This is a genomic window from Streptomyces sp. NPDC058307, assembly GCF_042880295.1.
In the GTDB taxonomy this organism is placed as follows: domain Bacteria; phylum Actinomycetota; class Actinomycetes; order Streptomycetales; family Streptomycetaceae; genus Streptomyces.
In genome coordinates this window covers 192,023-214,894 of the sequence record NZ_JBHVYZ010000002.1, presented here as the reverse complement: position 1 = coordinate 214,894, position 22,872 = coordinate 192,023, and the positions used below count along the sequence as shown (strand labels likewise).

At 71.3% G+C, this 22,872-nt stretch carries 19 protein-coding genes and 2 tRNA genes; 4 read left to right on the top strand and 17 right to left on the bottom strand.

What is annotated here, in order from left to right:
• Positions 1-350 precede the first annotated feature (350 nt).
• Positions 351-929 carry a TetR/AcrR family transcriptional regulator gene (locus tag ACFVYN_RS02800; RefSeq protein ID WP_389991474.1) on the bottom strand — a complete coding sequence of 193 codons (579 nt, stop codon included), beginning with the start codon at positions 927-929 and terminating at the stop codon, positions 351-353.
• Between the two features lie 91 nt (positions 930-1,020).
• Between ACFVYN_RS02800 and ACFVYN_RS02795 the strand changes: the two genes are divergently transcribed.
• Positions 1,021-1,470: an anthrone oxygenase family protein gene (locus ACFVYN_RS02795; protein ID WP_389991471.1), complete on the top strand. Its 450-nt coding sequence runs from the start codon at positions 1,021-1,023 to the stop codon at positions 1,468-1,470.
• A gap of 229 nt (positions 1,471-1,699) precedes the next feature.
• Here the strand turns inward: ACFVYN_RS02795 and holA are convergent, their stop codons facing one another.
• The 8 genes from holA to leuS form a co-directional block, all read right to left on the bottom strand.
• Positions 1,700-2,689, bottom strand: a complete 990-nt coding sequence (gene holA, locus ACFVYN_RS02790; RefSeq protein ID WP_389991468.1) for a DNA polymerase III subunit delta — start codon at positions 2,687-2,689, stop codon at positions 1,700-1,702.
• A gap of 252 nt (positions 2,690-2,941) precedes the next feature.
• Positions 2,942-3,187 (bottom strand): hypothetical protein, encoded by a 246-nt coding sequence (locus ACFVYN_RS02785; protein ID WP_389991466.1) that lies wholly within the window; start codon positions 3,185-3,187, stop codon positions 2,942-2,944.
• 38 nt (positions 3,188-3,225) lie between these two features.
• Positions 3,226-4,092, bottom strand: a complete 867-nt coding sequence (locus ACFVYN_RS02780) for an arylamine N-acetyltransferase (RefSeq protein WP_389991464.1) — start codon at positions 4,090-4,092, stop codon at positions 3,226-3,228.
• Positions 4,089-6,752 carry a ComEC/Rec2 family competence protein gene (locus tag ACFVYN_RS02775; protein ID WP_389991461.1) on the bottom strand — a complete coding sequence of 888 codons (2,664 nt, stop codon included), beginning with the start codon at positions 6,750-6,752 and terminating at the stop codon, positions 4,089-4,091. The genes ACFVYN_RS02780 and ACFVYN_RS02775 overlap by 4 nt, the downstream gene beginning before the upstream one ends.
• Positions 6,749-7,447, bottom strand: coding sequence for a helix-hairpin-helix domain-containing protein (locus ACFVYN_RS02770; protein ID WP_389991647.1), 699 nt, complete (start codon positions 7,445-7,447; stop codon positions 6,749-6,751). The genes ACFVYN_RS02775 and ACFVYN_RS02770 overlap by 4 nt, the downstream gene beginning before the upstream one ends.
• A gap of 875 nt (positions 7,448-8,322) precedes the next feature.
• Positions 8,323-9,168 (bottom strand): DegV family protein, encoded by an 846-nt coding sequence (locus ACFVYN_RS02765; protein WP_389991459.1) that lies wholly within the window; start codon positions 9,166-9,168, stop codon positions 8,323-8,325.
• A 72-nt stretch (positions 9,169-9,240) separates the two neighbouring features.
• A complete protein-coding gene (locus ACFVYN_RS02760) occupies positions 9,241-9,975 on the bottom strand; it encodes a hypothetical protein (RefSeq protein WP_389991456.1) in 735 nt (244 codons plus the stop codon).
• Positions 9,976-10,093: 118 nt separating this feature from the next.
• Positions 10,094-12,970 carry a leucine--tRNA ligase gene (leuS, locus tag ACFVYN_RS02755; RefSeq protein ID WP_389991454.1) on the bottom strand — a complete coding sequence of 959 codons (2,877 nt, stop codon included), beginning with the start codon at positions 12,968-12,970 and terminating at the stop codon, positions 10,094-10,096.
• A gap of 445 nt (positions 12,971-13,415) precedes the next feature.
• On the opposite strand from leuS, the gene ACFVYN_RS02750 reads away from it, so the two are divergent.
• Both ACFVYN_RS02750 and ACFVYN_RS02745 read left to right on the top strand, forming a co-directional pair.
• Entirely contained in the window at positions 13,416-14,738 is a 1,323-nt protein-coding gene (locus ACFVYN_RS02750) for a cytochrome b/b6 domain-containing protein (RefSeq protein ID WP_389991451.1), read from the top strand.
• A complete protein-coding gene (locus tag ACFVYN_RS02745) occupies positions 14,735-16,348 on the top strand; it encodes an NADH-ubiquinone oxidoreductase-F iron-sulfur binding region domain-containing protein (RefSeq protein WP_389991449.1) in 1,614 nt (537 codons plus the stop codon). Before ACFVYN_RS02750 ends, ACFVYN_RS02745 begins: the two co-directional genes overlap by 4 nt.
• 126 nt (positions 16,349-16,474) lie before the next feature.
• On the opposite strand, the gene ACFVYN_RS02740 is transcribed toward ACFVYN_RS02745, so the two are convergent.
• The 4 genes from ACFVYN_RS02740 to ACFVYN_RS02725 all read right to left on the bottom strand — a co-directional run bounded on the left by ACFVYN_RS02740 (position 16,475) and on the right by ACFVYN_RS02725 (position 18,494).
• Positions 16,475-16,547 (bottom strand) — tRNA-Ala (locus ACFVYN_RS02740).
• Positions 16,548-16,646: 99 nt separating this feature from the next.
• A complete protein-coding gene (locus ACFVYN_RS02735) occupies positions 16,647-16,880 on the bottom strand; it encodes a hypothetical protein (RefSeq protein ID WP_003976229.1) in 234 nt (77 codons plus the stop codon).
• A gap of 3 nt (positions 16,881-16,883) precedes the next feature.
• Complete coding sequence (locus tag ACFVYN_RS02730; protein ID WP_352383877.1) at positions 16,884-17,057, bottom strand: hypothetical protein; 174 nt, start codon at positions 17,055-17,057, stop codon at positions 16,884-16,886.
• Positions 17,058-17,126: 69 nt separating this feature from the next.
• Positions 17,127-18,494 (bottom strand): MFS transporter, encoded by a 1,368-nt coding sequence (locus ACFVYN_RS02725; RefSeq protein WP_389991446.1) that lies wholly within the window; start codon positions 18,492-18,494, stop codon positions 17,127-17,129.
• Positions 18,495-18,731: 237 nt separating this feature from the next.
• Here ACFVYN_RS02725 and ACFVYN_RS02720 point away from each other — a divergent pair, with 237 nt between their 5' ends.
• Entirely contained in the window at positions 18,732-19,625 is an 894-nt protein-coding gene (locus tag ACFVYN_RS02720; RefSeq protein WP_389991443.1) for a helix-turn-helix transcriptional regulator, read from the top strand.
• Between the two features lie 55 nt (positions 19,626-19,680).
• Here ACFVYN_RS02720 and ACFVYN_RS02715 read toward each other — a convergent pair.
• The 4 genes from ACFVYN_RS02715 to ACFVYN_RS02700 form a co-directional block, all read right to left on the bottom strand.
• Positions 19,681-19,753, bottom strand: a tRNA-Ala gene (locus tag ACFVYN_RS02715).
• Positions 19,754-19,834: 81 nt separating this feature from the next.
• Positions 19,835-20,494: a histidine phosphatase family protein gene (locus ACFVYN_RS02710; RefSeq protein WP_389991440.1), complete on the bottom strand. Its 660-nt coding sequence runs from the start codon at positions 20,492-20,494 to the stop codon at positions 19,835-19,837.
• Positions 20,491-20,934 carry a ribosome silencing factor gene (rsfS, locus tag ACFVYN_RS02705; RefSeq protein ID WP_389991437.1) on the bottom strand — a complete coding sequence of 148 codons (444 nt, stop codon included), beginning with the start codon at positions 20,932-20,934 and terminating at the stop codon, positions 20,491-20,493. The genes ACFVYN_RS02710 and rsfS overlap by 4 nt, the downstream gene beginning before the upstream one ends.
• A 113-nt stretch (positions 20,935-21,047) precedes the next feature.
• Positions 21,048-22,871 carry an LCP family protein gene (locus ACFVYN_RS02700; protein ID WP_389991435.1) on the bottom strand — a complete coding sequence of 608 codons (1,824 nt, stop codon included), beginning with the start codon at positions 22,869-22,871 and terminating at the stop codon, positions 21,048-21,050.
• Position 22,872 lies beyond the last annotated feature (1 nt).

Sequence of the window (22,872 nt, the reverse complement as noted above, 5' to 3'; positions counted from 1 at the left end):
AGCACCTTGAGGAGGGTGGGACGGGGTGAGATGGGGGGTGCGCTGTGGGTGCGCCGCCAGGTGGAATGCCGCCGACGTGTTGCGGCGATGACGTGATCCCCGGGGGGAAGCCGACGGGCCTGTCCCGGTGAACGCACCACATGGCGGGGCGAGCGCAGCGGCACCGCGCGGGCCGGGGCCGTACACCGTCAGGGCATCGCATCGCGGCCTCCGGACGAGCGCCCCGTCCGGGTGGCGGGACCAGGTGATCCGCGCCTGCGCCGTGCGGGCGCTAGTGACCGGAAGCTTTGGCGGGGGCAGGCGGCGACCGGGCCCGAGAGCCCCGGCTACGGGCCTGTCGGGGCGGGGTGTCAGAGGATGGCGAGCCGGTCTGCCAGGAGCTCCACCCTCGGCTCGGCGTCCTCGGGCATAAGACGGCCCGCGCGGGTCAGGGTTGCCAGGCCGTGCAGGGCCGCCCAGAACAGCTCGGTGAAGAGCCCCGGTTGGACGCCGTCGCCGGCGACCTCGCCGAGCGTCTCCAGCAGGGCGGCGAACGCGTCCTTCAAAGGCTCGGGGGTGTCCTCCTGCGCATACGCCAGCCCGCCGTCGAGCTGGAACAGGGCGTCGTAGACCGCTGGGTTGCGCGCGGCGAAGTCGAGGTAGGCGCGAGCCAGGGCGACGACCCTGGCGCGGGGGCGGTCCGCGGCAGAGGTCGCGGCCCGCACCGCCGTCGCCAGTTCGGCGGCCCCCTGAAGGGCGACGGCGCCGATGATCTCGCGCTTGCCCCGGAAGTGGCTGTATAGAACGGGCTGGCTGTATTCGATGCGCTCGGCGAGCCGGCGGGTGGTGACTGCGTCCCAGCCCTGCTGCTCGGCGAGTTCGCGGGCTGTCGCCACGATGAGGCGCTCGCGCTCCGCCCGTTCGCGCTGCTTGCGTTCCTGTACCGACATGCAGCGAATACTAGCATCGCTAGACAATCGAGCGGCAGCAGTACTAGCGTTGCCTCATCTGCTAGCAACGCTAGTTCACGGAGGGATCGTCATGCTCAACGCACTCGAGGTCGTCACCACCGTCGTCGCCGGCCTGATGGTGGGGGTGGAGTTCTCCGTCGCCTTCATCATGAACCGGATCCTGGACGCTCTCCCCGAGGACAGCGGCCAGCTCGGCCACGCCCACGGCGGCCGGATGCTCGGCGCCCTGATGCCGTTCTGGTACATCGGCTCGCTCGTCCTCAGCGCGATCTGGGCCATCGCCGGATGGCACCACCACGGTGCGGGACTCGTCGTCACCGCCGCCGAGCTGCTGATCGTCAGCGTGGTCATGTCGATACTGCTGCTCGTCCCGATCAACAACCGGAACAAGACCTGGACTCCCGAGAACCGGCCCGCCGACTGGAAAGAGCAGCTGCACCGCTGGGAGCGCTGGCACTACGTCCGCGTCGCCGTCATCATCGCCGCCTTCGCCCTGCTCGTCTCCGCCCTCGTCCGATAGGTCGGGGACTCCGTCAGGCCAGCAAGGTCCGCCTCGCCGCCGACCGCGGGTGCCGCCCGCCGGCACTCGTGCCGAGCTAAGGAGAGGCGACCGAACCGGACTCGGTGGCCGTCGGCGTCGCCGGGCAAGCGGGGGTGGCCGGCTCGTCGGCCACGACGCCGGCCTCTACAAGCGAGGAACACCGGCCTCTAGAAACCGAGGAACACCGTCGAACGGCAACGCCGCCCGACTAGCCCCGCCCCCGAGACCGAGCCGCCCGGGCGATCGCCACCACGGCCTTCTCCAGGGCGTACTCGGGATCGTCCCCCCCGCCCTTCACCCCGGCGTCCGCCTCGGCCACGGCCCGCAGCGCGACAGAGACACCATCCGGCGTCCACCCCCGCATCTGCTGCCGCACCCGATCGATCTTCCACGGCGGCATCCCCAGCTCACGCGCGAGATCAGCGGGCCGTCCGCCCCGAGCCGACGACAGCTTCCCGATCGCCCGCACGCCCTGCGCCAGCGCACTGGTGATCAGGACCGGCGCGACCCCGGTGGACAAGGACCACCGCAACGCCTCCAACGCCTCCGCGGCCCGCCCCTCCACGGCCCTGTCGGCGACGGTGAAGCTGGAAGCCTCGGCCCGTCCGGTGTAGTACCGCCCCACGACGGCCTCGTCGATCGTCCCCTCGACATCGGCGACCAGCTGGGTCACGGCGGACGCCAGCTCCCGCAGATCGCTCCCGATGGCATCGACCAGCGTCTGACACGCCTCGGGCGTGGCGGACCGCCCGGTCGCCCGGAACTCCTGTCGCACGAAGGCCAGCCGGTCCGCGGGCTTGGTCATCTTCGGGCAGGAGACCTCTCGCGCCCCCGCCTTCCGCGCGGCATCCAGCAACGCCTTGCCCTTGGCACCCCCCGCGTGCAGCAGCACCAGGGTGATCTCCTCGGCGGGCGCCCCGAGATACGCCTTCACGTCCTTGACGGTGTCGGCGGACAGATCCTGCGCATTGCGCACGACCACGACCTTGCGCTCCGCGAACAACGACGGACTGGTCAACTCGTCAAGCGTCCCCGGCTGCAACTGTTCCGGAGTCAGATCCCGCACATCCGTATCCGCGTCAGCGGCCCGAGCAGCGGTGACCACCTCCCGCACAGCCCGGTCGAGCAGCAGCTCCTCCTGCCCCACGGCAAGGGTCACAGGGGCGAGAGGGTCGTCATGAGCAGTCTTCTTGGCCATCGCGTACAGCATGGCACGCGGCACTGACAGCGTCGTGGCCGCGGGCGCCGACGAGGCTGCTCGCGCAGTCCCCGCGCCCCGGGGTGGGCGGCCTGACGCCGCCCGGCAACGCCGCGGCGGCCGTTCACAAGGACGTCGGTCTGTGGCCCCATCCGGGAGATCGTCCCGCGGCGAGGATGCGGCACCGGACAGCGCCGACGAGTGAAGCCGACCACACCTCGAGCCCCCCGAGCCCCCCGAACCGCTCCAGCCTCACGGCTCTTCCCGCCACCCGTCCCACTCCCCCACGAACTCCTCCAGCTCCCCGGGATCCAACCGCCCCGCCGCGTCCCGCAGCACCACCAGCCACTGCGCGTCCTCCGCATCGTCCTCGCCCGCCAACGCGTCCCGAACGACCTGCGGCTCCTCCTTCACCCCGAACCGTTCCCGAAGAGCCTCGACGACCTCCTCCGCGGCATCCCGATCAGGCAGCACCAGCACATGTCTCACATCGCTCACGGGACCATTTTCCAGGGCGGCCGAAGTGCCCGGTCCGCTCACCCCCGCAGCCCGCCCCGCACATCCGGCTCGCGTACGGTCGGCACCCGGTCGAGCTCGATACCGAACCTCTCCCGGTACGTTCCCAGCACCTCCTCGTCCGTCTCCAACTCCCGTTCCTCCCGCGCCCCGTCGGCAGCCGTCACCTTCAAGACCCGCCCGCTGAGCGTGATCCGCCCGCCGTCCTCCGTCACCCTCGAACACACCAGGGACTGGGTGAAGTGCGAGGCCGGCGAGGTGCTGTGCCACCAGGCCCCGGCCGCGAAGTCACGGAGCACCCGGGGCCGCACCTCCAGCCGGTACTGACTCCTGCCGTCCATGACGACATCCAGGTCCGCAGCGTCACCCCCGCCCTTCTTCACCGCGCCGTCCCCGCTGCGCACCCCCGCCGCGTCGGGCCCCGCCTCGACGATCCGGAAGGTGCCCCCGGGATCCTCCTGCTCACCCCGCGCCCCGAACGCCAGCGGGTAGTGACTGTGCGCCCCGAACCCGACATCGGCCAGCCACTCGCCCCCGTCCACCGTCCGTACCCGCAGCGCGAGATGGTCGTACGGGATCCCGAGCCGCCCCTCCTCCCCGTACACCCGGCCCGCGAGCAGCGTGACGTCGAAGGCGAGCCCGGCCAGCAATGCCCCGAACGCCCCGTTCAGCTCGTAACAGAACCCTCCCCTCCGGGCACCGACCACCTTCTCCACCAGCCGCTCCTCCTCCAGCACGATCTCCTCGCCGAGGTGGACCGACAGGTTCTCGAAGGGCACGGTCTGCAGATGGCGCAGATGCAGCTCGCGCAGGACCTCCACCGTGGGCCACGCCGGGTGCTGGACTCCCAGGCGGCGGAGATATGCGTCAACCTGTGTCGGATTCATGCCCCCCAGTCTCGCGCCACCCACAGTCCCGAACCGCGCGCGCCACCACCCCCGTTTCCGTCCCCCGTCCCGGCGACCGCCAGCGACCCGTCCCGGTCCGTCCGCAGCACCACCGCACCCCCGGCCCGCAGCGCGGCGACCGTGCCGGGAGCCGGGTGTCCGTACGAGTTGTCGGCGCCGACGGAGATGAGCGCGAGCCGCGGGGCGGCCCGGCGTATCAGCTCCGGGTCCTGGTAGGCCGAACCGTGGTGAGCCACCTTGAGGACGTCCACCCCGGCCAGCCGCGCACCGGCAGGCGATCTCAACAGCTCCTGCTGGGCCGGGGGTTCGAGGTCCCCGAGCAGGAGGAAGCGCAGCCCGGCCGACCGTACGAGCATCGTGACGCTGGCGTCGTTGGGGCCGTCCTCCGCGGCTGCCGCCGGATCCGCCGGCGGCCACAGCACCTCCCAGGCCAGGGGCCCCGTACGCCGTTCCTCCCCGGCCACGGCACGCGTCACCGGAATCCGCCGGGCCGCCGCTTCCCTGCGTACGGACTCGGCCTGGTCCACAGGTTCCTCCAGCCCGGTGGTCTCGATCGCCCCCACCGAGCGCCCCCGGAGCACCCCGGCCAGCCCTGCCACATGGTCGGCGTGGAAGTGGGTCAGGACCACGAGGGGCACCTTGGTGATGCCGAGTGTGCGCAGACAGCCGTCGACGAGTGCCGGATCGGGGCCGGCGTCCACGACCACGCCCGTCCCCTCACCCGCCGCGAGCACCGTCGCGTCGCCCTGGCCCACGTCGCACATCGCGAACCGCCAGCCCGGTGGCGGCCATCCCGTGATCACCCGGGTCAGCGGTGGCGGCTGCACGACCGCGAGCACGAACACCATCGCGCAGACGGCACACCACCAGGGATGTCTCAGCAACCGGCGCCCGACGAGCAGCAGGAGCCCGGTGACGAGGGCGAGCAGGCCCGCCCCCGTCCAGCTGCCCGGCCAGTCCACTCCCCCGCCGGGCAAGGACGCCCCGGTCCGGGCGACGTCCGCGATCCACCCGGCGGGCCAACCCGCGCACCAGGCCAGCGCCTTGGCCACGGGCATCGCCACGGGTGCCGTCGCCAGCGCCGCGAAGCCCAGCACCGTGGCCGGGGCGACCGCGAACTCCACGAGCAGATTGCACGGCACCGCCACCAGACTCACCCGCGCCGACAGCACGGCGACCACCGGCGCGCACAGGGCCTGCGCGGCGGCAGCGGCGGCCAACCCCTCCGCCAGCCGCGGCGGCACCCGGCGTCGGCGCAACGCCAGGCTCCAGCGCGGCGCGAGCGTGAGAAGGGCTCCGGTGGCCAGCACGGAGAGCAGGAAGCCGTAACTTCGGGCCAGCCACGGGTCGTACAGCACCAGCAGCAGTACGGCCGTCGCCAGCGCCGGGATCAGTGACCGGCGGCGTCCGGTCGCGAGGGCCAGCAGGGCGACGGCCCCGCAGGCCGCGGCCCGCAGCACGCTCGGGTCCGGCCGGCACACCACGACGAATCCCAGTGTGAGTCCGCCGCCGAGCAGCGCGGTCGTCCGCAGTGACACCCCGAGGCGGGGCGCCAGTCCTCGTCGCTCGACGAGTTGGGCGAGGCCGGGCGGCCCGATGAGCAGGGCGAGCAGGATCGTGAGGTTGCTGCCGGAGACGGCGAGCGTGTGCGCGAGGTCGGTCTCCTTGAATGCCTCGTCCAGCTCGGGTGTGATCCGCGCGGTGTCCCCGACGACCAGCCCGGGCAACAGGGCCCTGGCATCCGCCGGCAGCCCGTCGGTGGCTTCCCGCAGTCCCGCCCGCAACCGCCCCGCGAACCGCTGCGTCCCCGACGCCTCCCCGACGACCTCGGGTCCTCCCCGCCGGTCCCGCACCCGCAGCACGGCCGCGACTCGGCCGCCCCCGACCAACGGCGGCGCGGCACGCGCGGTGACCCGCACCCTCGTGGACGGCAACAACCCGAGCCAGGGTGATCGAGCAGGACCTTCCACGGCGGGCGTCGGACCGGGCGTCGGACCGGGCGTCGCCCCACCGCTCCCATGGCGACCGGTGGTGGCCACCGCTGTGCCCGAGTCGGCTCCCCCACCCGCGTCGACGATCAACAGCACCGGCGCCCGCGTAGCCACCACTCTCCCGTCCTCCGTCTCCACCCGCCGCACGTCGGCCCCGATGACGACGGCGGTCGGGGCCGCGTGGTCCCCGGTGATGCGGGGGCGGGTCAGCCGGGGGTCGGAGGTCACCTGCACCTCGGCGGTCACGGTGGCGTACTGCCGGGCCAGCGCGGGCACCGGGCCCCGCCGCAGATCGGCCCCGTGCAGCCCGGCGGACACGGCGGCGGCCGCGACACAGAGGAGCACAGCGGCGACCGGCACCCGGCCGCCCCCACCGAGGCTCCGCATCCCGCGCCACCGTCCCGACAACAGCACGCAGGCGAGAACCAGACAGCCGGCCACCACCGCGGCGACCCACCCCGACGACGCGTCCAGGGTCACGGCGGCCGTGGCCCACGCCGCGAGCGCCGCAGGTACCAGCCGCAGATCCGTGGGCCCTTCCTGCCGCGGGTGAGCATCCCCGAGCCGCTTCCCCGAGGCGGTGTGCACGGTGGCGTGCACACGCGCCTCGTCCTCATGCCTTCGGCGCACCTCCGAGCCGTACCTCATGGCCGTACGAGATTCCGCAGATCGGCGAAGCGGCGGTCGCCGATGCCATTGACCTCGCGCAGTTCGTTCACCGAGCGGAAGCCGCCGTGCTGGGTGCGGTAGTCGACGATGTGCTGGGCGAGCACGGGGCCGACGCCGGGCAGGGTGTCGAGCTGGTCCACGGTGGCCGTGTTCAAGGAGACGGGAGCCGCCGCCGTACCAGCCGGCCCCCCGGCGACGGGACCTCCCATGCCGGGCACGGGCAGGGGCGCCGGAACCGGTGCGGCCGTGGCGCCGACGACCACCTGCTCGCCGTCCACGAGGAACCGCGCACGGTTGAGCGTGTCGGTGTCGGTGCCCGGTCGCACACCACCGGCTGCCTTCAACGCGTCGGCGACCCTCGAACCGGCCGGCAGCCGCTGGATCCCGGGCTCACGGACCTTTCCACTGACGTCCACGACGATCTCGGCCCCGGCCGACCCTGTCGCCTTCGAAACCCCGCCTGAGACAACCGGCTCGGCAGCACTTCGACGTCCCTCCGCGCCGGACTGCCCGAACGGAGCCGCCGCGCGGACCACTTCGGGCGCCTGGACGGACTGCGTCCGGCCCGCCCAGAAGTGCTGCAGGGCGAACAGCGCGGCCACGACGAGCAGTGCCGAGAGCGCGACCACGTTCCGCTGCTCCAGCCCGCATCGCGTCTGCAGCCACACGGGCATCCGCTCCCGCAGAGCCAACCCGGCCCGCTCCCGCCAGCCCGCGCCCCCGGAATCGGTCTCCCGCCAGTCCCCACGCCCGCCATCGGCGTCTCGCCGAACTCCGTCCCGGGGACCATCGCCCGACCAGGCCTCGGTCACGGCCTCCGTCACGGAACCGCGACCCCGCCGGGTTTCCTCCGCAGATGCACCCTCCCGCAGGGGCGTCTCGGCAGAACTACGGTTCCGCAGAGCCGTCTCGGCCGCACTGCCGTCCCGCAGGGCCCACCGGGGAGAACTACGACCAGGCGGCCGGACCCTCTCCGGGGAACCAGCGTCCCGAAGGGCTCCCTCCGCAGGACCACGACCAGGCCGGCCCGCTTCGACAGCCCCCGCCTCCCACCGGGCGCCTTCCACGAACCCCACCGCAGCACCGGCCGAACCGTCCGAACCGGCCTCGGCGACATCGACGGCACCGGCGGCCTCCAGCCGCTCCGGCCCCACCCCCGCCACCTCACCGTCCCCGCCCGGCCCACCCGACGGCGGCCCCTTCCCCAAGTCCCCCCGCTCTCCCGCCCGTTCCGCGAAGAGCACCTCCGCCCGTCGCTGGAGTTCATGCGCCGAGTCGGCATGCCGAGGCCGGACCCGGCCCCGGGTGCCGGGCGGTCGGCGGTGACGTGAGCGTCCGTCGGAGTGGGGGCCGCGGCCCGGCCCGCTGGTCGGCGTCGCTGTGCGTGAGCGTGATCGAAGTGCCATGCGCCGAGGATCGGACACATCCGCGATCTCGCGATGATCTTGGTCAATTCCCGGGGATTACCCACCGGTTGTGGAAAACTCCGCCACCCGGACGAGTGATTCCGGCACACCACGGGGCGTGTCTGCTCGGCTCGCGGCCCGTGTCAGCGAGGCGAGACCACGACCCCCAGCAGCCCGGGCCCCGTGTGCGCCCCGATCACCGCCCCGACCTCGCTCACATGCAGGTCGGCAAGTCCGGTCACCCGCACCCGCAGACGGTCCGCGAGGGCCGACGCCCGGTCGGGGGCGGACAGATGATGGACCGCGATGTCCACCGGCGCGCTGCCGGCCCGGTCGGCCGCGATCTCCTCCAGGCGGGCGATGGCCTTGGACGCCGTCCGCACCTTCTCCAGGGGCTCGATCCGACCGCCGACGAGCTTCAGCAGCGGCTTGACGGCGAGCGCGGAACCGAGGAGGGCCTGCGCGGCTCCGATCCGGCCGCCACGGCGCAGATAGTCGAGGGTGTCGACGTAGAAGTAGGCGAACGTGCCCGCGGCCCGCTTCTCCGCGGCCGTGACCGCCTCGTCCACCGTGCCGCCCGTCTCCGCGGTCTCGGCGGCGGCGAGCGCGCAGAACCCGAGAGCCATGGCGATCATGCCGGTGTCGACCACGCGCACCGGCACCGGCGACTCACGTGCCGCCATGACCGCCGCGTCGTAGGTGCCGGAGAGCTCGGCGGACAGATGCAACGACACGATGCCGGTCGCTCCGGACTCGGCGACCTTGCGGTAGTGCTCCGCGAAGGCCTGGGGGCTGGGTCGCGAGGTGGTGACGGGGCGTCGCTTCTGGAGCGCCTGGGCCAGCGACCGGGCCGTGATCTCGGTGCCCTCCTCCAGCGCGCGGTCACCGAGGACCACGGTCAGGGGTACCGCTGTGATGCCGTGCCGCTCCATCGTCCCCTGCGGCAGGTAGGCCGTTGAATCCGTGACGATCGCGACATGGCGGGACATGAGCTGGAGGTTACCTGCCGTAGCGTCCGGGTGGCAGCCCGGCCCCTGTCACCCGGGGCCGCCGTGTCGGCCTCAAGTCGTGCTCTCGGGACGGGGTTTCTTCTGCCAGGGATAGGTGGGGCGAGGGCCCGGCGGAGTGATCGCGGGCCGCGTCGGCTTCTCGGCGGTGCGGGAGCGGGGCGTCTCGGGCCAGGTCTGCTGCCCGGGGCCGGCGTCGGCGGCGGGAGCTTCGGGCCACTGGCGCGGTGTAGCGGTGGGCTCGGTCTTCGTCCAGTGCCGCAGGGCGCCGGACTCGACGTCGATCTGCGCGCTCAGTGCGTCCAGGTCGTCGTCGGCGAAGCGGTGGGCGCGGTCGCGTGCAGCCCAGCGCAGGGAGTCGGCCGAGTGCGTGATGCGCTCGGTGCGCTCCCGCAGGCCCGGCAGGCGCTCGGCGAGCGTCGCCCGGTCGGGCTCGGACTCCAGGCGCTTGAGTTCGCCGTCCAGCTCGTGGCCGTGCGCGCTGAGCCGCTCGAAGAGGCCGAGGGACTCCTTGAGGGATGCGTCCTCGGCCACGCCCGCCTGCAGCGCGTCCTGGGTGGCCCGCATGGAGGTGCGCAGCTTCAGCCGCAGCTGGGCCAGTTCGCCCGCCGGGCCGAGCTGGGCGAAGGACTTGGCGCGCAGGGTGTGGTCCTCGACCGTGCGCCGGGCCTGGGTGACGGTGCGGTCCACACCGCGCTTGGCGGCGCCGACGACCTTCACCGTCGCGTAGGCGCCGAGGGCCACGAAGAGCACGAAAAGCAGGGCCACGACCGCGATCACTGCTTCCACGAAAAACTCCTCCTCCGCCCCCACACGGCACTCGCCGCTCTTCAAAGGTAAACGCGATGGGCAGGTCCGGAGTTCCGGAAGAACCCCGAACCTGCCCGCACGCGACCCTTAGGGGGCCTTACGCCGGAACGATGTTCACCAGCTTCGGCGCCCGCACGATCACCTTGCGGATGCCCGCCCCGTCCAGCGCCGCCACGACCTTCTCGTCGGCCAGCGCGACCTTCTCCAGCTCGTCGTCGGAGATGGCCGGCGAGACCTCCAGGCGGGCCTTGACCTTGCCCTTGACCTGGACCACGCAGGTCACGGTCTCGTCCACGACGTACTGCGGGTCGGCGACAGGGAAGTCCTGGTGGACGACCGAGTCGGTGTGGCCCAGCTTGCGCCACAGCTCCTCGGCGATGTGTGGGGCCAGCGGCGTGATCAGCAGCACCAGTGCCTCGGCGACCGGGCGCGCGACCGGGCCGCCCGCCTTGGTCAGGTGGTTGTTCAGCTCCGTGACCTTGGCGATGGCGGTGTTGAAGCGCAGGCCCTCCAGGTCGTGGCGCACCCCGTCGATCGCCTTGTGCAGGGCGCGCAGCGTGGCCTCGTCGGGCTCGGCGTCGACGACGGTCACCTCTCCGGTGGCCTCGTCGACGATGTTGCGCCACAGCCGCTGCAGCAGGCGGTACTGGCCGACCACCGCGCGCGTGTCCCATGGGCGCGAGACGTCCAGCGGGCCCATCGCCATCTCGTACAGGCGCAGGGTGTCGGCGCCGTACTCCTCGCAGATCGCCTCCGGGGTGACGGCGTTCTTCAGGGACTTGCCCATCTTGCCCAGCTCGCGCTTGACCTGCTCACCCGCGTAGAAGAACTGGCCGTCGCGTTCCTCCACCTCGGCGGCCGGCACCGGGAAGCCCCGGCTGTCGCGGTAGACGAAGGCCTGGATCATGCCCTGGTTGTACAGCTTGTGGAACGGCTCGGGCGACGAGATGTGCCCCAGGTCGTACAGGACCTTGGACCAGAAGCGCGCGTACAGCAGGTGCAGCACGGCGTGCTCGGCGCCGCCGACGTACAGGTCGACACCGCCGTGCGGCTGTCCCGCGCGGGGGCCCATCCAGTACTGCTCGATCTCGGGGTCGACCAGCTGCTCACTGTTGTGCGGGTCCAGGTAGCGCAGTTCGTACCAGCAGGAACCGGCCCAGTTGGGCATGGTGTTGGTCTCGCGGCGGTACCGGCGGGGGCCGCGTCCGTCGCCCAGGTCCAGGGTGACATTGACCCAGTCCTGGTTGCGGGACAGCGGGGTCTCCGGGGAGGTGTCCGCGTCGTCCGGGTCGAAGGTGCGCGGCGAGTAGTCCTCGACCTCGGGCAGCTCCAGCGGCAGCATCGACTCGGGCAGCGAGTGGGCGATGCCCTCCTCGTCGTAGACGATCGGGAAGGGCTCGCCCCAGTAGCGCTGGCGGCTGAACAGCCAGTCGCGCAGCCGGAAGTTGACGGTGCCCTCGCCGATGCCCTTGCGCTGCAGCCACTCGGTGATGCGCGCCTTGGCCTCGGTCACGCCCAGCCCGTCCAGGGAGACGTCCTCGCCGTGCGAGTTCACGATCCTGGCGTCGTACGAGACGAAGGCGTCGTCCCACGTCGAGGCGTCCGTGCCCCGGTCGTCGCTCGGCTCGACCACACAGCGGATCGGCAGCTCGAAGGCGCGCGCGAAGGCGAAGTCACGCGCGTCGTGCGCAGGTACGGCCATGATCGCGCCGGTGCCGTAGCCCATCAGGACGTAGTCGGCGATGAAGACGGGGATCTGCTCGCCGTTGACCGGGTTGGTCGCGTACGCGCCGGTGAAGACGCCGGTCTTGTCCTTGGCCTCGGCCTGCCGCTCGACGTCCGACTTGGAGGCGGCCTGCGCGCGGTACGCGGTGACGGCCTCGGCCGGGGTGGCGTGGCCGCCGGTCCACACGTCGTGCGTGCCCTCGGGCCATTCCTGCGGTGTGAACTTCTCGACCAGCGGGTGTTCGGGGGCCAGCACCATGTAGGTCGCGCCGAACAGCGTGTCCTGGCGCGTGGTGAAGACGGTGATCGCCTCGCCGTCGACGGGGAAGTCGACGCGGGCGCCCTCGGAGCGGCCGATCCAGTTGCGCTGCTGCAGCTTGATGGCCTCGGGCCAGTCCAGCTCGTTCAGGTCGTCCAGCAGACGGTCGGCGTACGCGGTGATCCGCATGTTCCACTGGCGCAGCTTGGCCTTGAAGACCGGGAAGTTGCCGCGCTCGGAGCGGCCGTCCGCGGTAACCTCCTCGTTGGCCAGCACGGTGCCCAGGCCCGGGCACCAGTTGACGGGCGCGTCGGAGGCGTACGCCAGGCGGTACTCGCCCAGGACGTCGGCACGCTCGGCGGCGGACAGGGCGTCCCAGGAACGGCCACCGGGAACCGCGCGCTCACCGGACTCGAAGGCGGCGACCAGCTCGGAGATCGGGCGGGCCTTCTTCGCCTCGTCGTCGTACCAGGAGTTGAAGATCTGCAGGAAGATCCACTGGGTCCACTTGTAGTAGTCCGGGTCGATCGTGGCGAACGACCGGCGCTTGTCGTGGCCCAGGCCCAGCCGGCGCAGCTGGGACTTCATGTTGTTGATGGCGGCCTCGGTGGTGACCCGGGGGTGCTCGCCGGTCTGCACGGCGTGCTGCTCGGCGGGCAGGCCGAAGGCGTCGAAGCCCAGGGTGTGCAGGACGTTGTGGCCGGTCATCCGCTGGAAGCGGGCGAAGACGTCGGTGGCGATGTAGCCCAGCGGGTGGCCGACGTGCAGGCCCGCACCGGAGGGGTACGGGAACATGTCCATGATGTACTTCTTGGGCCGCGCGACCAGCTCGGGGTCACCCGCCAGGTCACCCTTGGGGTTGGGCGCCGCGTAGGTGCCGTCGGCGTCCCAGAAGTCCTGCCAGCGTGCCTCGATCTCGGCCGCGACGGCGGCCGTGTAGCGGTGCGGCGCGGCCACCTCGGCGGGGGCAGCGGGGTTCGTCTCGCTCATGGTCCTCAAAGCTCCATCGATCGTCTCTGCCAGCGGCTGTGTCGTCCGGAAACGAAAAATCCCCTCGCACAGGAGGGGACGCCGCGCCGATTCCGACCACGTCTTCACCGGTGGTCGGGACTGATCAGCGCGGCTCACTAAGCAGAAGGCGTACGGCACGCATGGCGTCAGAGTACCGCAGCCGTTGAGCAAGCCGCGACGAGCTTACGTATGCCTCTTTGGCACCGGGTGCCGCACTCGCCGCCGCAGTCGAGAGCACCGTCCGATCCGACAGGAACTGAACCAAGGCCAATGATTACTTCGCGTAACAGCCACTAAGGGGCATCGCACCAGCCCCAAGGCCGTTTGATAACAACGCAATAACTCAAACGCCGTACCCACCGGTATGGCGCCACTTAGAGTGCGGCAGCGGGACCGCCTTCCCGAACCGCTCGGAGTTGCCCCCATGAACCCTCGTAGTAGCAACAGCACGCTCCCCAGGACGGGCCGGTCGGCCTATGGGGTGGCGACGGCTGTCTTTCTGCTGGCCATCCCTCTGGTCGTGGTGTACGGAGGTGTCTGGCTCCAGGACTTCCTCAACTTCGGGGCGGGCGTGGTGACGCTTGTCCTCCTCACCTGCTCCGTGATCTGGGGACTGGTCGCGCAGGACCGGTTGGTCCTCAACACCCGGCAGCGGATCGTCGCCCAGGGCGTGCACCGGATCACCGCCGTGGGCTCGATCGCCTTCCTTCTGCTGCACATCGGGATCAAACTCACCCTCGAGCACACGACGTGGATCGCCGCCTTCATCCCGTTCGGGCTCGGCTTCAGCAGCAGCGGAGGCCTCATAGGCCTCGGCACCCTGGCCGGCCAGCTCATGATCTTCGTCGGCATCACCGGCGCCCTGCGCAACCGGTTCGCGTCCCCGGCCCCGGTCGCGGCCCGCTGGCGGGCGATGCACATGCTGGCCTATCCGGCCTGGTGCGCCGGGCTGATCCACGGCCTGTACGCGGGGCGCGCGGTGAAGGCCCCGATCTTCACCTACATGTACGCGCTCTGCGTGCTCGGCGTCATAGCGGCCCTCGCCCTGCGCGCGGCTCCGCGCCCGTTCAAGCGCAAGGTCACCGACCGGGTCGCCATGCTCCTCGGCGCCGAGGAGCGGCCGGGCCGCGAGGAGCTGGAGGCCAGCCGTGCCAGGAGGGCCGCGGAGAGCGCCGGACCGGGTCGCGAGAGCCGCAGGGCACCCGAGTCCGCCGGCCGCCGCTCGGAGTCCTCCCTGCCCGGCTACGAGGGCCTGACACAGACCGGCTCCATACCCGCCTACCAGGCCCCGGAGCCCGCGGGCAGCGGGTTCGCGGCCGCCTACCGCGCCATGTCGCCGGGCGGACAGCAGCCCTTCGACACCGGCCAGACCGCACGCATGGACCTGCCGATGGACATGCAGGCCGCCACCGACCCCATCGCGCGCGTGGACGGCGGCGGCAGCACCTCCGGCAGCTGGCCGATCCCGTCCCCGCCGCCGGTCGGCGAGGCGCCTCCCTCGGTCTACGACCCACTTCAGGACACGGGGTACAACATCCCGACCTATGGCGGCAATTCGGGCACGGCCAGTTATCTCACTGGTGATGTACGCGACACCGGTGAGACGAACACCCTGTACGGCACGTACAACTCGAATGACACATACAACACCGGTCCCGCCGCTGATCCAACCCCCGGTCAGTCGTACGACTTCGACTCACCGGGTCCGGGCGAACCTTGGAACACGCCTTCCGGAGGCTATAGGTGAACGAGGCCCTGCCCGACGTACCAGAAGTCCGCGTGGTCGGTCTTCCCCAGCTCACGTCGGGCTTCGACCTTGTCGAACGTCTTGACCTGCCCATGCACCTGAAGGTGCACGGGCCGCTCGAACCCATGGGCGGCGAGCAACTCGCGAAGCTCTCCGAGGCCATCAACCTGAAGGGGCGCGGCGGTGCCGGCTTCCCCTTCCACAAGAAGCTGCGCTCGGTCGCCGAAGCGGCGATCAAGCGCGGTGTCCGGCCGGTGGTCGTCGTCAACGGCAGTGAGGACGAACCCGCCTGCCGCAAGGACACGGTCCTCATCAACCGTGCCCCGCACCTCATCCTGGACGGCGCCCTCCTGGCCGCCGAGGCCCTGGGTGCCCGCACGCTCGTGATAGGTGTCACCCGGGAGTCCACACAGCGCTCCATGGAGGCCGCCCTCGCCGAACGCGGCCTCAGCAACGGCCGCCGATCGGTACTACGCGCACGCGTGCAGCGCAATCCCGTCCGTATGGTCACCGGAGCGGCGGCGTCGCTGATCCGTTCCATCGACGGCGGCCCGGCCATCCCGCCCGGCCGCAAGGTCAGCGCCTCGCAGAACGGCGTCGGCGGCGCACCCACCCTTCTGTCCAACGCCGAGACCTTCGCGCAGCTGGCGATCGCCGCGCGCATCGGTCCGGAGCGCTACGGCAACACCGGGCTGTACGACGAGCCGGGCACCGTCCTGCTCACGGTCTCCGGCGCCGTCGCGCGCCCCATGGTGATCGAGGTCCCGACCGGCGTACCCCTGCGCTACGTCCTGCAGTTGGCCGGCGCCCCGCCGGTCCCCCAGGGTGTGCTGACCGGCGGCTACCACGGCAAGTGGATCGACGCGGCGACGGTCAACGAGGCGATCGTCTCCCGCAACTCCCTGGACGCCGTGGGCGGCGCGCTCGGCGCCGGCGCGATCCTGCCGATCACTCAGGAGACCTGCCCGCTGGGTGAGTCGCTGCGGGTGGCGCAGTGGCTGGCCGAGGAGAGCGCGGGCCAGTGCGGCCCCTGCTACCTCGGTCTGCCGGCCGCCGCGCGCGGCATGGAGGACATCCTCAACGGCGGCGGTCCCGCCGCCCTGGAGGCGCTCAAGCAGGTCGCCAAGAACGTGAAGCGGCGCGGCGCGTGCTCGCACCCGGACGGCTCCGCGATGTTCCTGGAGTCGACCATCAAGGCGTTCACGGACGACCTGGCCGCCCATGTCCTCGGAAACGGCTGCGGACGGCCCGTGGAGGGCGTTCTGCCGCTCTTCGAGGGTGGAAGGATGCCCACGGGCATCGCGGGCGGCGGCGAGTCCGAGGAGACCGGCCCCAGCCGTCAGAAGATCTACGTCGACTGGACGCTGTGCCGGGGCCACGGCCTGTGCGCCGACATCCTCCCCGAGGTCTTCGAACTCGGCGCCGACGGTTTCCCGACCGTCGCCCAGGCACAGGTGCCGCGCTACGCCGAGGCGAAGGCTCTACGCGCGGTGCGTCGCTGCCCCGCGCTCGCGCTGCGGCTGGAGGACGAGAGCCCGCGCGACAAGGGCCCCACCCGCAACCTGCCAGTGCTGTCCCAGGGCCGCGGGAGGCGTGCGCTGGGCCGCTGAGCCGACGTCACGAAGGGGGCCGCCCGGAATCGGACGGCCCCCTTCGTCGTATGCGAAGTCTGCGAGCAACTCCCCCTGCAAACGCAGCAATCCCGCCGGACCGAGTGATCTGGCGGGATCTTTCTGTGGAGCTAAGGAGATTTGAACTCCTGACCCCCTGCATGCCATGCAGGTGCTCTACCAACTGAGCTATAGCCCCGTGCTGCGTTCCGCCCGGCTTCCCTGGCGGCGACGCCAACATTACACGGTCCACCGGGTGGAACACCAAATCGTTTCCCTGCGGACAGGAGGGACGACGTCAAGCGGTCACGAACGAGTAGAACCGCTTCAGCGTGCAGTGTTCTTCGAGGAGACGGCCGTAGATCGGCTCACCCTCGAGTTCGCGGTACGTCTCGATGGGGTCGCCTTTTATGATCAGCGCCCGCGCGCACTCCTCGCACCAGTACTGGTAGTCGGGATTGACCGGCTCCATGTCGCGCACGATCGGCGTCCCACTCCCGCACCAGTCGCACTTTCGCCTGTGTGCACCCATCGTTCAGCTCCAGCTGTGGCCGCAGGCCGTGCACACGTAGGAGATTCCGCCGTTGTCGCCGAGTACTTGGGCCACGTGGACAGAACCGCAGGAAGGGCAGATGAGGCGGACCGTCGTGTCCTTCGTCGACGCCGCTTCGCGGAGGTGGCCGCCCTCCACGAGGATGCTCGCAGGCATCACTACTCCCTCCCGTCGGGCCGCGCCCCCTTCCGGCCGTTTGATTCTGCCACGGCCGGACCAATACGGTCAGCGACGCCTGAGTACCAGTCCGGACACGGCGCCCACCGCGGCGGTCGCGGCCAGCGCGAACGTGCACGTCCACAGCGCCTCCGCAGAGGTATACGCCTCGGAGGGGCCGAGTGACTCAAGCCGGTTCAAGAACAGTGTGCCGAAGCCCGCGACACCGATCAGCTGACCGAGCTGGGTGACCGTGGCGAGCAGACCACTGGCATCCGCGGCGTGCCGGGGCTCCACCGTGGCCAGGGCCCCGGTGAGCGTGGGGCTGAAGGCGAGCGCGAGCCCGACGCCCATGCCGACGTACGCCGCGTACAGCGCGACGCCGCCGTCGCCGCCGTCCTTGAGCGCCAGGCCCACGCCCAGCGCGCCCAGCGCGGTGATCAGGAACCCGGCGGGTGCCAGCAGCCGCTGCCAGGACACGGGCCAGCGGCGCCAGGTCAGTCCGACGATGCCGAAGACCACCGCGGTCGGCGCGAAGGAGAGCCCGGCCCGCAGCGCGCTGTAGCCGAGGCTGCCCTGCACGTACAGGGTGAGCACGAAGAGGAAGCCGCCGTTGACGGCCATGACGGCCATGATCCGGAAGACGGCGAGCCCCATGCCGGGATGACGCAGCACGCTCGGTGTGATCAGCGGGGCACCGCCGCGCCGGGCCAGCCGGGACTCGTAGCCGCAGAAGGCGGCGAACAGGATCGCGGCGGCGCCCAGGGACAGCCAGGACCACTGCGGCCAGTCCTCCTCCTGCCCGAGCACCAGCGGCACGGTGCACAGCGACACGGCCGCGCCGAGCAGCACCAGGCCGGGCAGGTCGAAGCCGCGCGCCCGGTCCCGGGGTGTCGGACGGTCCCCGGGCAGCAGGACACGCGCGCCCACGACCAGCAGGACGAGGCCCACCGGTACGTTCACGAGGAACACCGGCCGCCAACTCGTGCCGAACAGGTCGGCACTGACCAGGACTCCGCCGACGACCTGCCCGGCGGCGGCGCCGACCGCGAGGACCGCCGAGTACGCGCCGAGCGCCTTCATCCGGGCCTCGCCGGTGAAGTTGCGCTGGAGCAGGCTGAGCACCTGCGGGATCATCACCGCCGAACCGGCGCCCTGCACCAGCCGGAAGACGATCAGCTCGGTGGCGCCCTGGGCCAGCCCGCAGGCGAGTGAGGCCGCCGTGAACAGGGCGAGCCCGGCGAGGTGGACCCGGCTGTGGCCGAACCGCTCGCCGAGCCGGGCTCCGGTGATCAGCAGCACCGAGTACGTGATGGTGTATCCGGCGACGACCAGCTGGAGTTGGGCGCCCGAGGCGTGCAGCTCGGTGCCGATCGTGGGGGCCGCGACGTTCACGATGAACACGTCGAGCAGCGCCATGAACTGGGCGGCGAGCACGAGCGCGAGCAGCGGCCTGGGCCGGGGGTGCGGTCGGTTGTCAGTGGCGGGTGCTTCACTTTTGGCAGGTGGGAAAACGGACGCGGGATTCGGTCCCGTCCGGGGCGTTGTCGTCATGCCGTCGAGCATGAGGATCTCCCGGTACGAGTGCCGAGAGCCCGCCGATGCTGGTACTGCCAGCACCTGGCAAGCGCCGGGTGCGGCACCGAGGATGGTCGTGACGAGGGGGACGTGACGATGAGGACGACACAGCGACGACGGCCCGAGCTGGCCACGTTCCTGCGCAGCAGGCGGGCCCGGGTGACCCCGGCCGACGTGGGCATGCCGCCGGGTCTCAGGCGCCGCACTCCGGGACTGCGCCGCGAGGAGGTCGCCCAGCTCTCCGGTGTGGGCGTGACCTGGTACACCTGGCTGGAGCAGGGCCGGCCGATCAACGCGTCCGCGCAGGTCCTGGACGCCGTGGCCCGCACCCTGCGGCTCGACCCGCCGGAGCGGGAGCATCTGTACCGCCTGGCGCAGGTTCCGTTCGCCCCGGCGCCGGAGGGTCTGACGCGGTCGGCGGGCCCGGAGGTGCAGGGCATCATCGACGCCCTCGACCCGCTCCCGGCGGTCGTCTACAACTCGCGCTACGACATCCTGGCCACCAACACGGGCTACCGCGACCTGTTCCTGATACCGGAGATCATCGACATCGGGGTGGCCAACGTGCTGTGGACGCTGTTCACGGTGTCCGAAGAGGCCTGCCCCGTGTTGCACCGGGAGCGCGAGCTGCCGGTGATGGTGGCGACGCTGCGGTCCGCGTACGGCAGACATGTGGGCGAGCCGGCCTGGGAGGGGTACATCCGCGGACTGTCGGCGGCCAGCCCGTACTTCGCCGAGCTCTGGGCGAGCGGCCAGGTGGTGCCGCCGGGGCGCCGGGTGAAGACCTTCCGCCACCGGGCGGTGGGCGAGCTGCGGATGACCTCCCAGTCGCTGTCGATCGACGGGATGCCCGAGTGCCGGATCGTGGTCTACACACCGGTGGACGAGGAGACACGGGAGAAAGCGGCACGACTGCGAAAGCAAACGGAACAGGAGCACACAGCGCAAGAACGCACAGCGCAGAGGCACACAGAAAATCCCGCCTCCTGAAGGAGGCGGGACCCTGATGATCACCGATCTTTGACAACTCAACAGAGTGTCGATGTGGAGCTAAGGAGAATTGAACTCCTGACCTCCTGCATGCCATGCAGGCGCTCTACCAACTGAGCTATAGCCCCTTGCGTTCTTCCCGCTCGGCGGGCGAACAAGAAGAACTTTAGCCTGCGACCTGCCGGAAAGTGAAATCCGGTCCGGGGCCCTCAGTCGTCGTCGCCGAGCACCGGCTCGGGGAGGGTTCCGGCGTTGTGCTCCAGGAGGCGCCAGCCTCGGGCGCCCTGGCCGAGGACGGACCAGCAGCAGTTGGAGAGGCCGCCGAGGCTCTCCCAGTGCCGGGAGTCCAGTCCGAGGAGCCGGCCGATGGTGGTGCGGATCGTGCCGCCGTGGCTGACCACGACGAGCGTGCCGTCCTCGGGGAGTTTCTCGGCGTGCCGGAGCACGACGGGGGCGGCGCGGTCGGCCACCTCGGTCTCCAGTTCACCGCCGCCGCGGCGGACCGGCTCACCGCGCTTCCACGCGGCGTACTCCTCGCCGTGCCGGGCGATGATCTCCTCGTGCGTCAGCCCCTGCCAGACGCCCGCGTAGGTCTCCCGCAGGCCCTCGTCATAGGTCACGTCCAGGCCGGTGAGCGCGGCCAGCTCGGCGGCGGTGTTCGCGGCCCGCTGGAGGTCGGAGGCGACGATCGCGTCGGGCTCCAGGGAGGCCAGCAGCCGGGCGGCACGGCGGGCCTGGCCGACACCGGTCTCGGTGAGCTCGACGTCGGTGGTGCCCTGGAAGCGACGCTCCACGTTCCAGGAGGTCTGGCCGTGCCGCCACAGGATGACGCGGCGGCCCCGGCCCTTGCGGTCGGCGGGAGCGGTCACCGCGGCTCCCCGTACTCGGCGTCGTCCTCCTCGTTCCGGAGCGCGGCGTGCTCCTGCGCCTTGCCGCGGGTCGCCTTGGCGTCGGCGGGCAGCTCCAGCTCCGGACAGTCCTTCCACAGCCGCTCCAGGGCGTAGAAGACCCGCTCCTCGCTGTGCTGGACATGGACGACGATGTCCACGTAGTCGAGCAGGACCCAGCGGGCCTCGCGGTCGCCCTCGCGGCGCACCGGCTTGGCGCCGAGCTCCTTCGAGAGCCGCTCCTCGATCTCGTCGACGATGGACTTGACCTGGCGGTCGTTGGGTGCGGACGCCAGCAGGAAGGCGTCGGTGATCGACAGGACGTCGCTGACGTCGTAGGCGATCACGTCATGGGCGAGCTTGTCGGCGGCCGCCTGCGCGGCGGTGTGGACGAGCTCGATGGAACGGTCAGTCGCGGTCACTACAAGGCTTTCGGTCGGCGGTCACTTGACACCAAGGGTCTCACGGACCGCCGACGGCACCCCACGCGATGGCGGAGATCACGCGGGGTGCCGCTGGGGGCCCGGAGCCGGGCCTAGGAAGAGGAGTCGGGTTTGTAGTCCTGGCCGAGGATCACGGAGACGTTCGCGCTCGAGGAGATCGTGCCCTTGCCGACGGCGCTGGTGGGCAGGCCCAGGGTCTTGGCGACCTCGGTGGCGTTCGCCTTGTCGGCGGCGTCGGCGTAGACGACCTTGGAGGTGGCCCGGGCCGAGGAGGGTGTGCCGCCGTCGATGAAGGTGAAGCCGCCGTTGAGGAGGACGACGCGGGCCTTCTCGGTGTTGTCCCTGGTGCCGGTGGCGTTCTGGACCGAGACGCTCACGGCAGCGTCCTTGTCGGGGCTCTTCGCCTTGCCGCCGAGGACGTCCTTGACCACGCTCGCACTGGCCTCCGCACTCAGGGTGCCGTCCTGCTGGACGGGCAGCAGCGCGGTCTTGTAGTCGCCGCTCTTGGCGAGGTCCGCGAGCTTGGCGAGGAAGGTGCCGAGGTCCTTGTCCGTCAGGGACGGGTCGAGGATCTGGGCCAGCGTCTGCACGGTGGTGGTCGCGGCCGTCGGGTCGGAGGACAGCTTGCGCAGGACGCCCTGCAGGACCTGGCCGAACCGCTCCAGCTGGGCGTTCTGGGCCTCGCCGGAGGCACGGTAGGTGGCGTAGGCGACGGCCGTCTTGCCGCTGAGGGTCTGGTCCTTCCCCTTGCTCACCAGGGGCGCCTGGCCCTTCTTCCTGGCGTCCGGATCGGGCACGGCGACGTTGGTGTCGACGTCGATGTTCCCGACGAGGTCGACCAGGTTCTGCAGATAGGGGGTGTCCAGGCGCCAGGTGCCCTCGATGTCGGTGCCGAGGACGGTGTCGAGGGAGTCGACGGTCCCGGAGGAGCCGTCGTCGTCGACGGACTTGGCGAGGGTCGTCGTGGAGCCGTCGTCGGCCGTCAGGGTGAGAGAGTTGGGGATCAGGACGGTGGTGCCCTGCTTGGTGGTGGTGTTGTCGACGAGCAGCGCCGTGGAGGTGCCGCCCTTCGTGGTGTTGTGCAGATGGACGACGATCACGTCGCGGTTCTGGGCGCTCGCCGCGATCGTGGTGCCCTTCTTGCTCTCCGGGTCCGAGAGGCCGGGCAGCTTCCCGGCGTACCAGAGATAACCGACTCCGCCCACCGCGACCAGGGCGAGGACGACAACCAGGGCGACGAGCCGGCTGCGGGCACGGCGCTTGGCCTCCTCGCGGCGCTCGGTGCGGTTCTCGGTGAAGTTGAGCCAGTCGATGACGTCCTCGGAGTCGGTGTCGGGCTCCTCGACGAACGCGAACTGCGCGGTGTGGTACTGCCGTTCGTCCCCGTCGGCGGACTCCGCGCCGGCATGAACCCGCCCCTGACCGACCGGCGCTCCCGCGCCGTGGCCCTGGCCGGGCTGCGTCCCCCCGGCGTACCCCTGGCCGGTCTGTGTCCCCGCGGCCGGTCCGCCCTGCTGCGGGATGTAGGCGGTCTGCTCGGCGACGCGCGGCTGCCGGCCGCTCGCGGCGGCCCGGCCGGAGGGGTCGTACGCCGTCGCCGGACCGCCGCCCTGCCCGCCGCCGTTGGCGTAGGGGTCGTAGGACGGCACGGGCGCCTGCTGACCGGTGTCCGCCGCGTAGGGGTCGTAGGGCGGGACGGGGTTCTGGGTGCCCGTGTCGTACGGCGTGGCCTGCTGCCCCCCGGTGGCGTACGGGTCGTAGCCGTAGCCCTGCTGGGCGTAGGGGTGGTACTGCTGCTGCGGGGCCTGTTGCGGCGGGACCTGCTGGTACACCGGCCGGCCGTACTCGTCGTAGCCGACGAGCTGGTACTGGTTTTCCTGTTCGTCGCCGTAGTCCGCGTCGTATCGGTCGTTCACC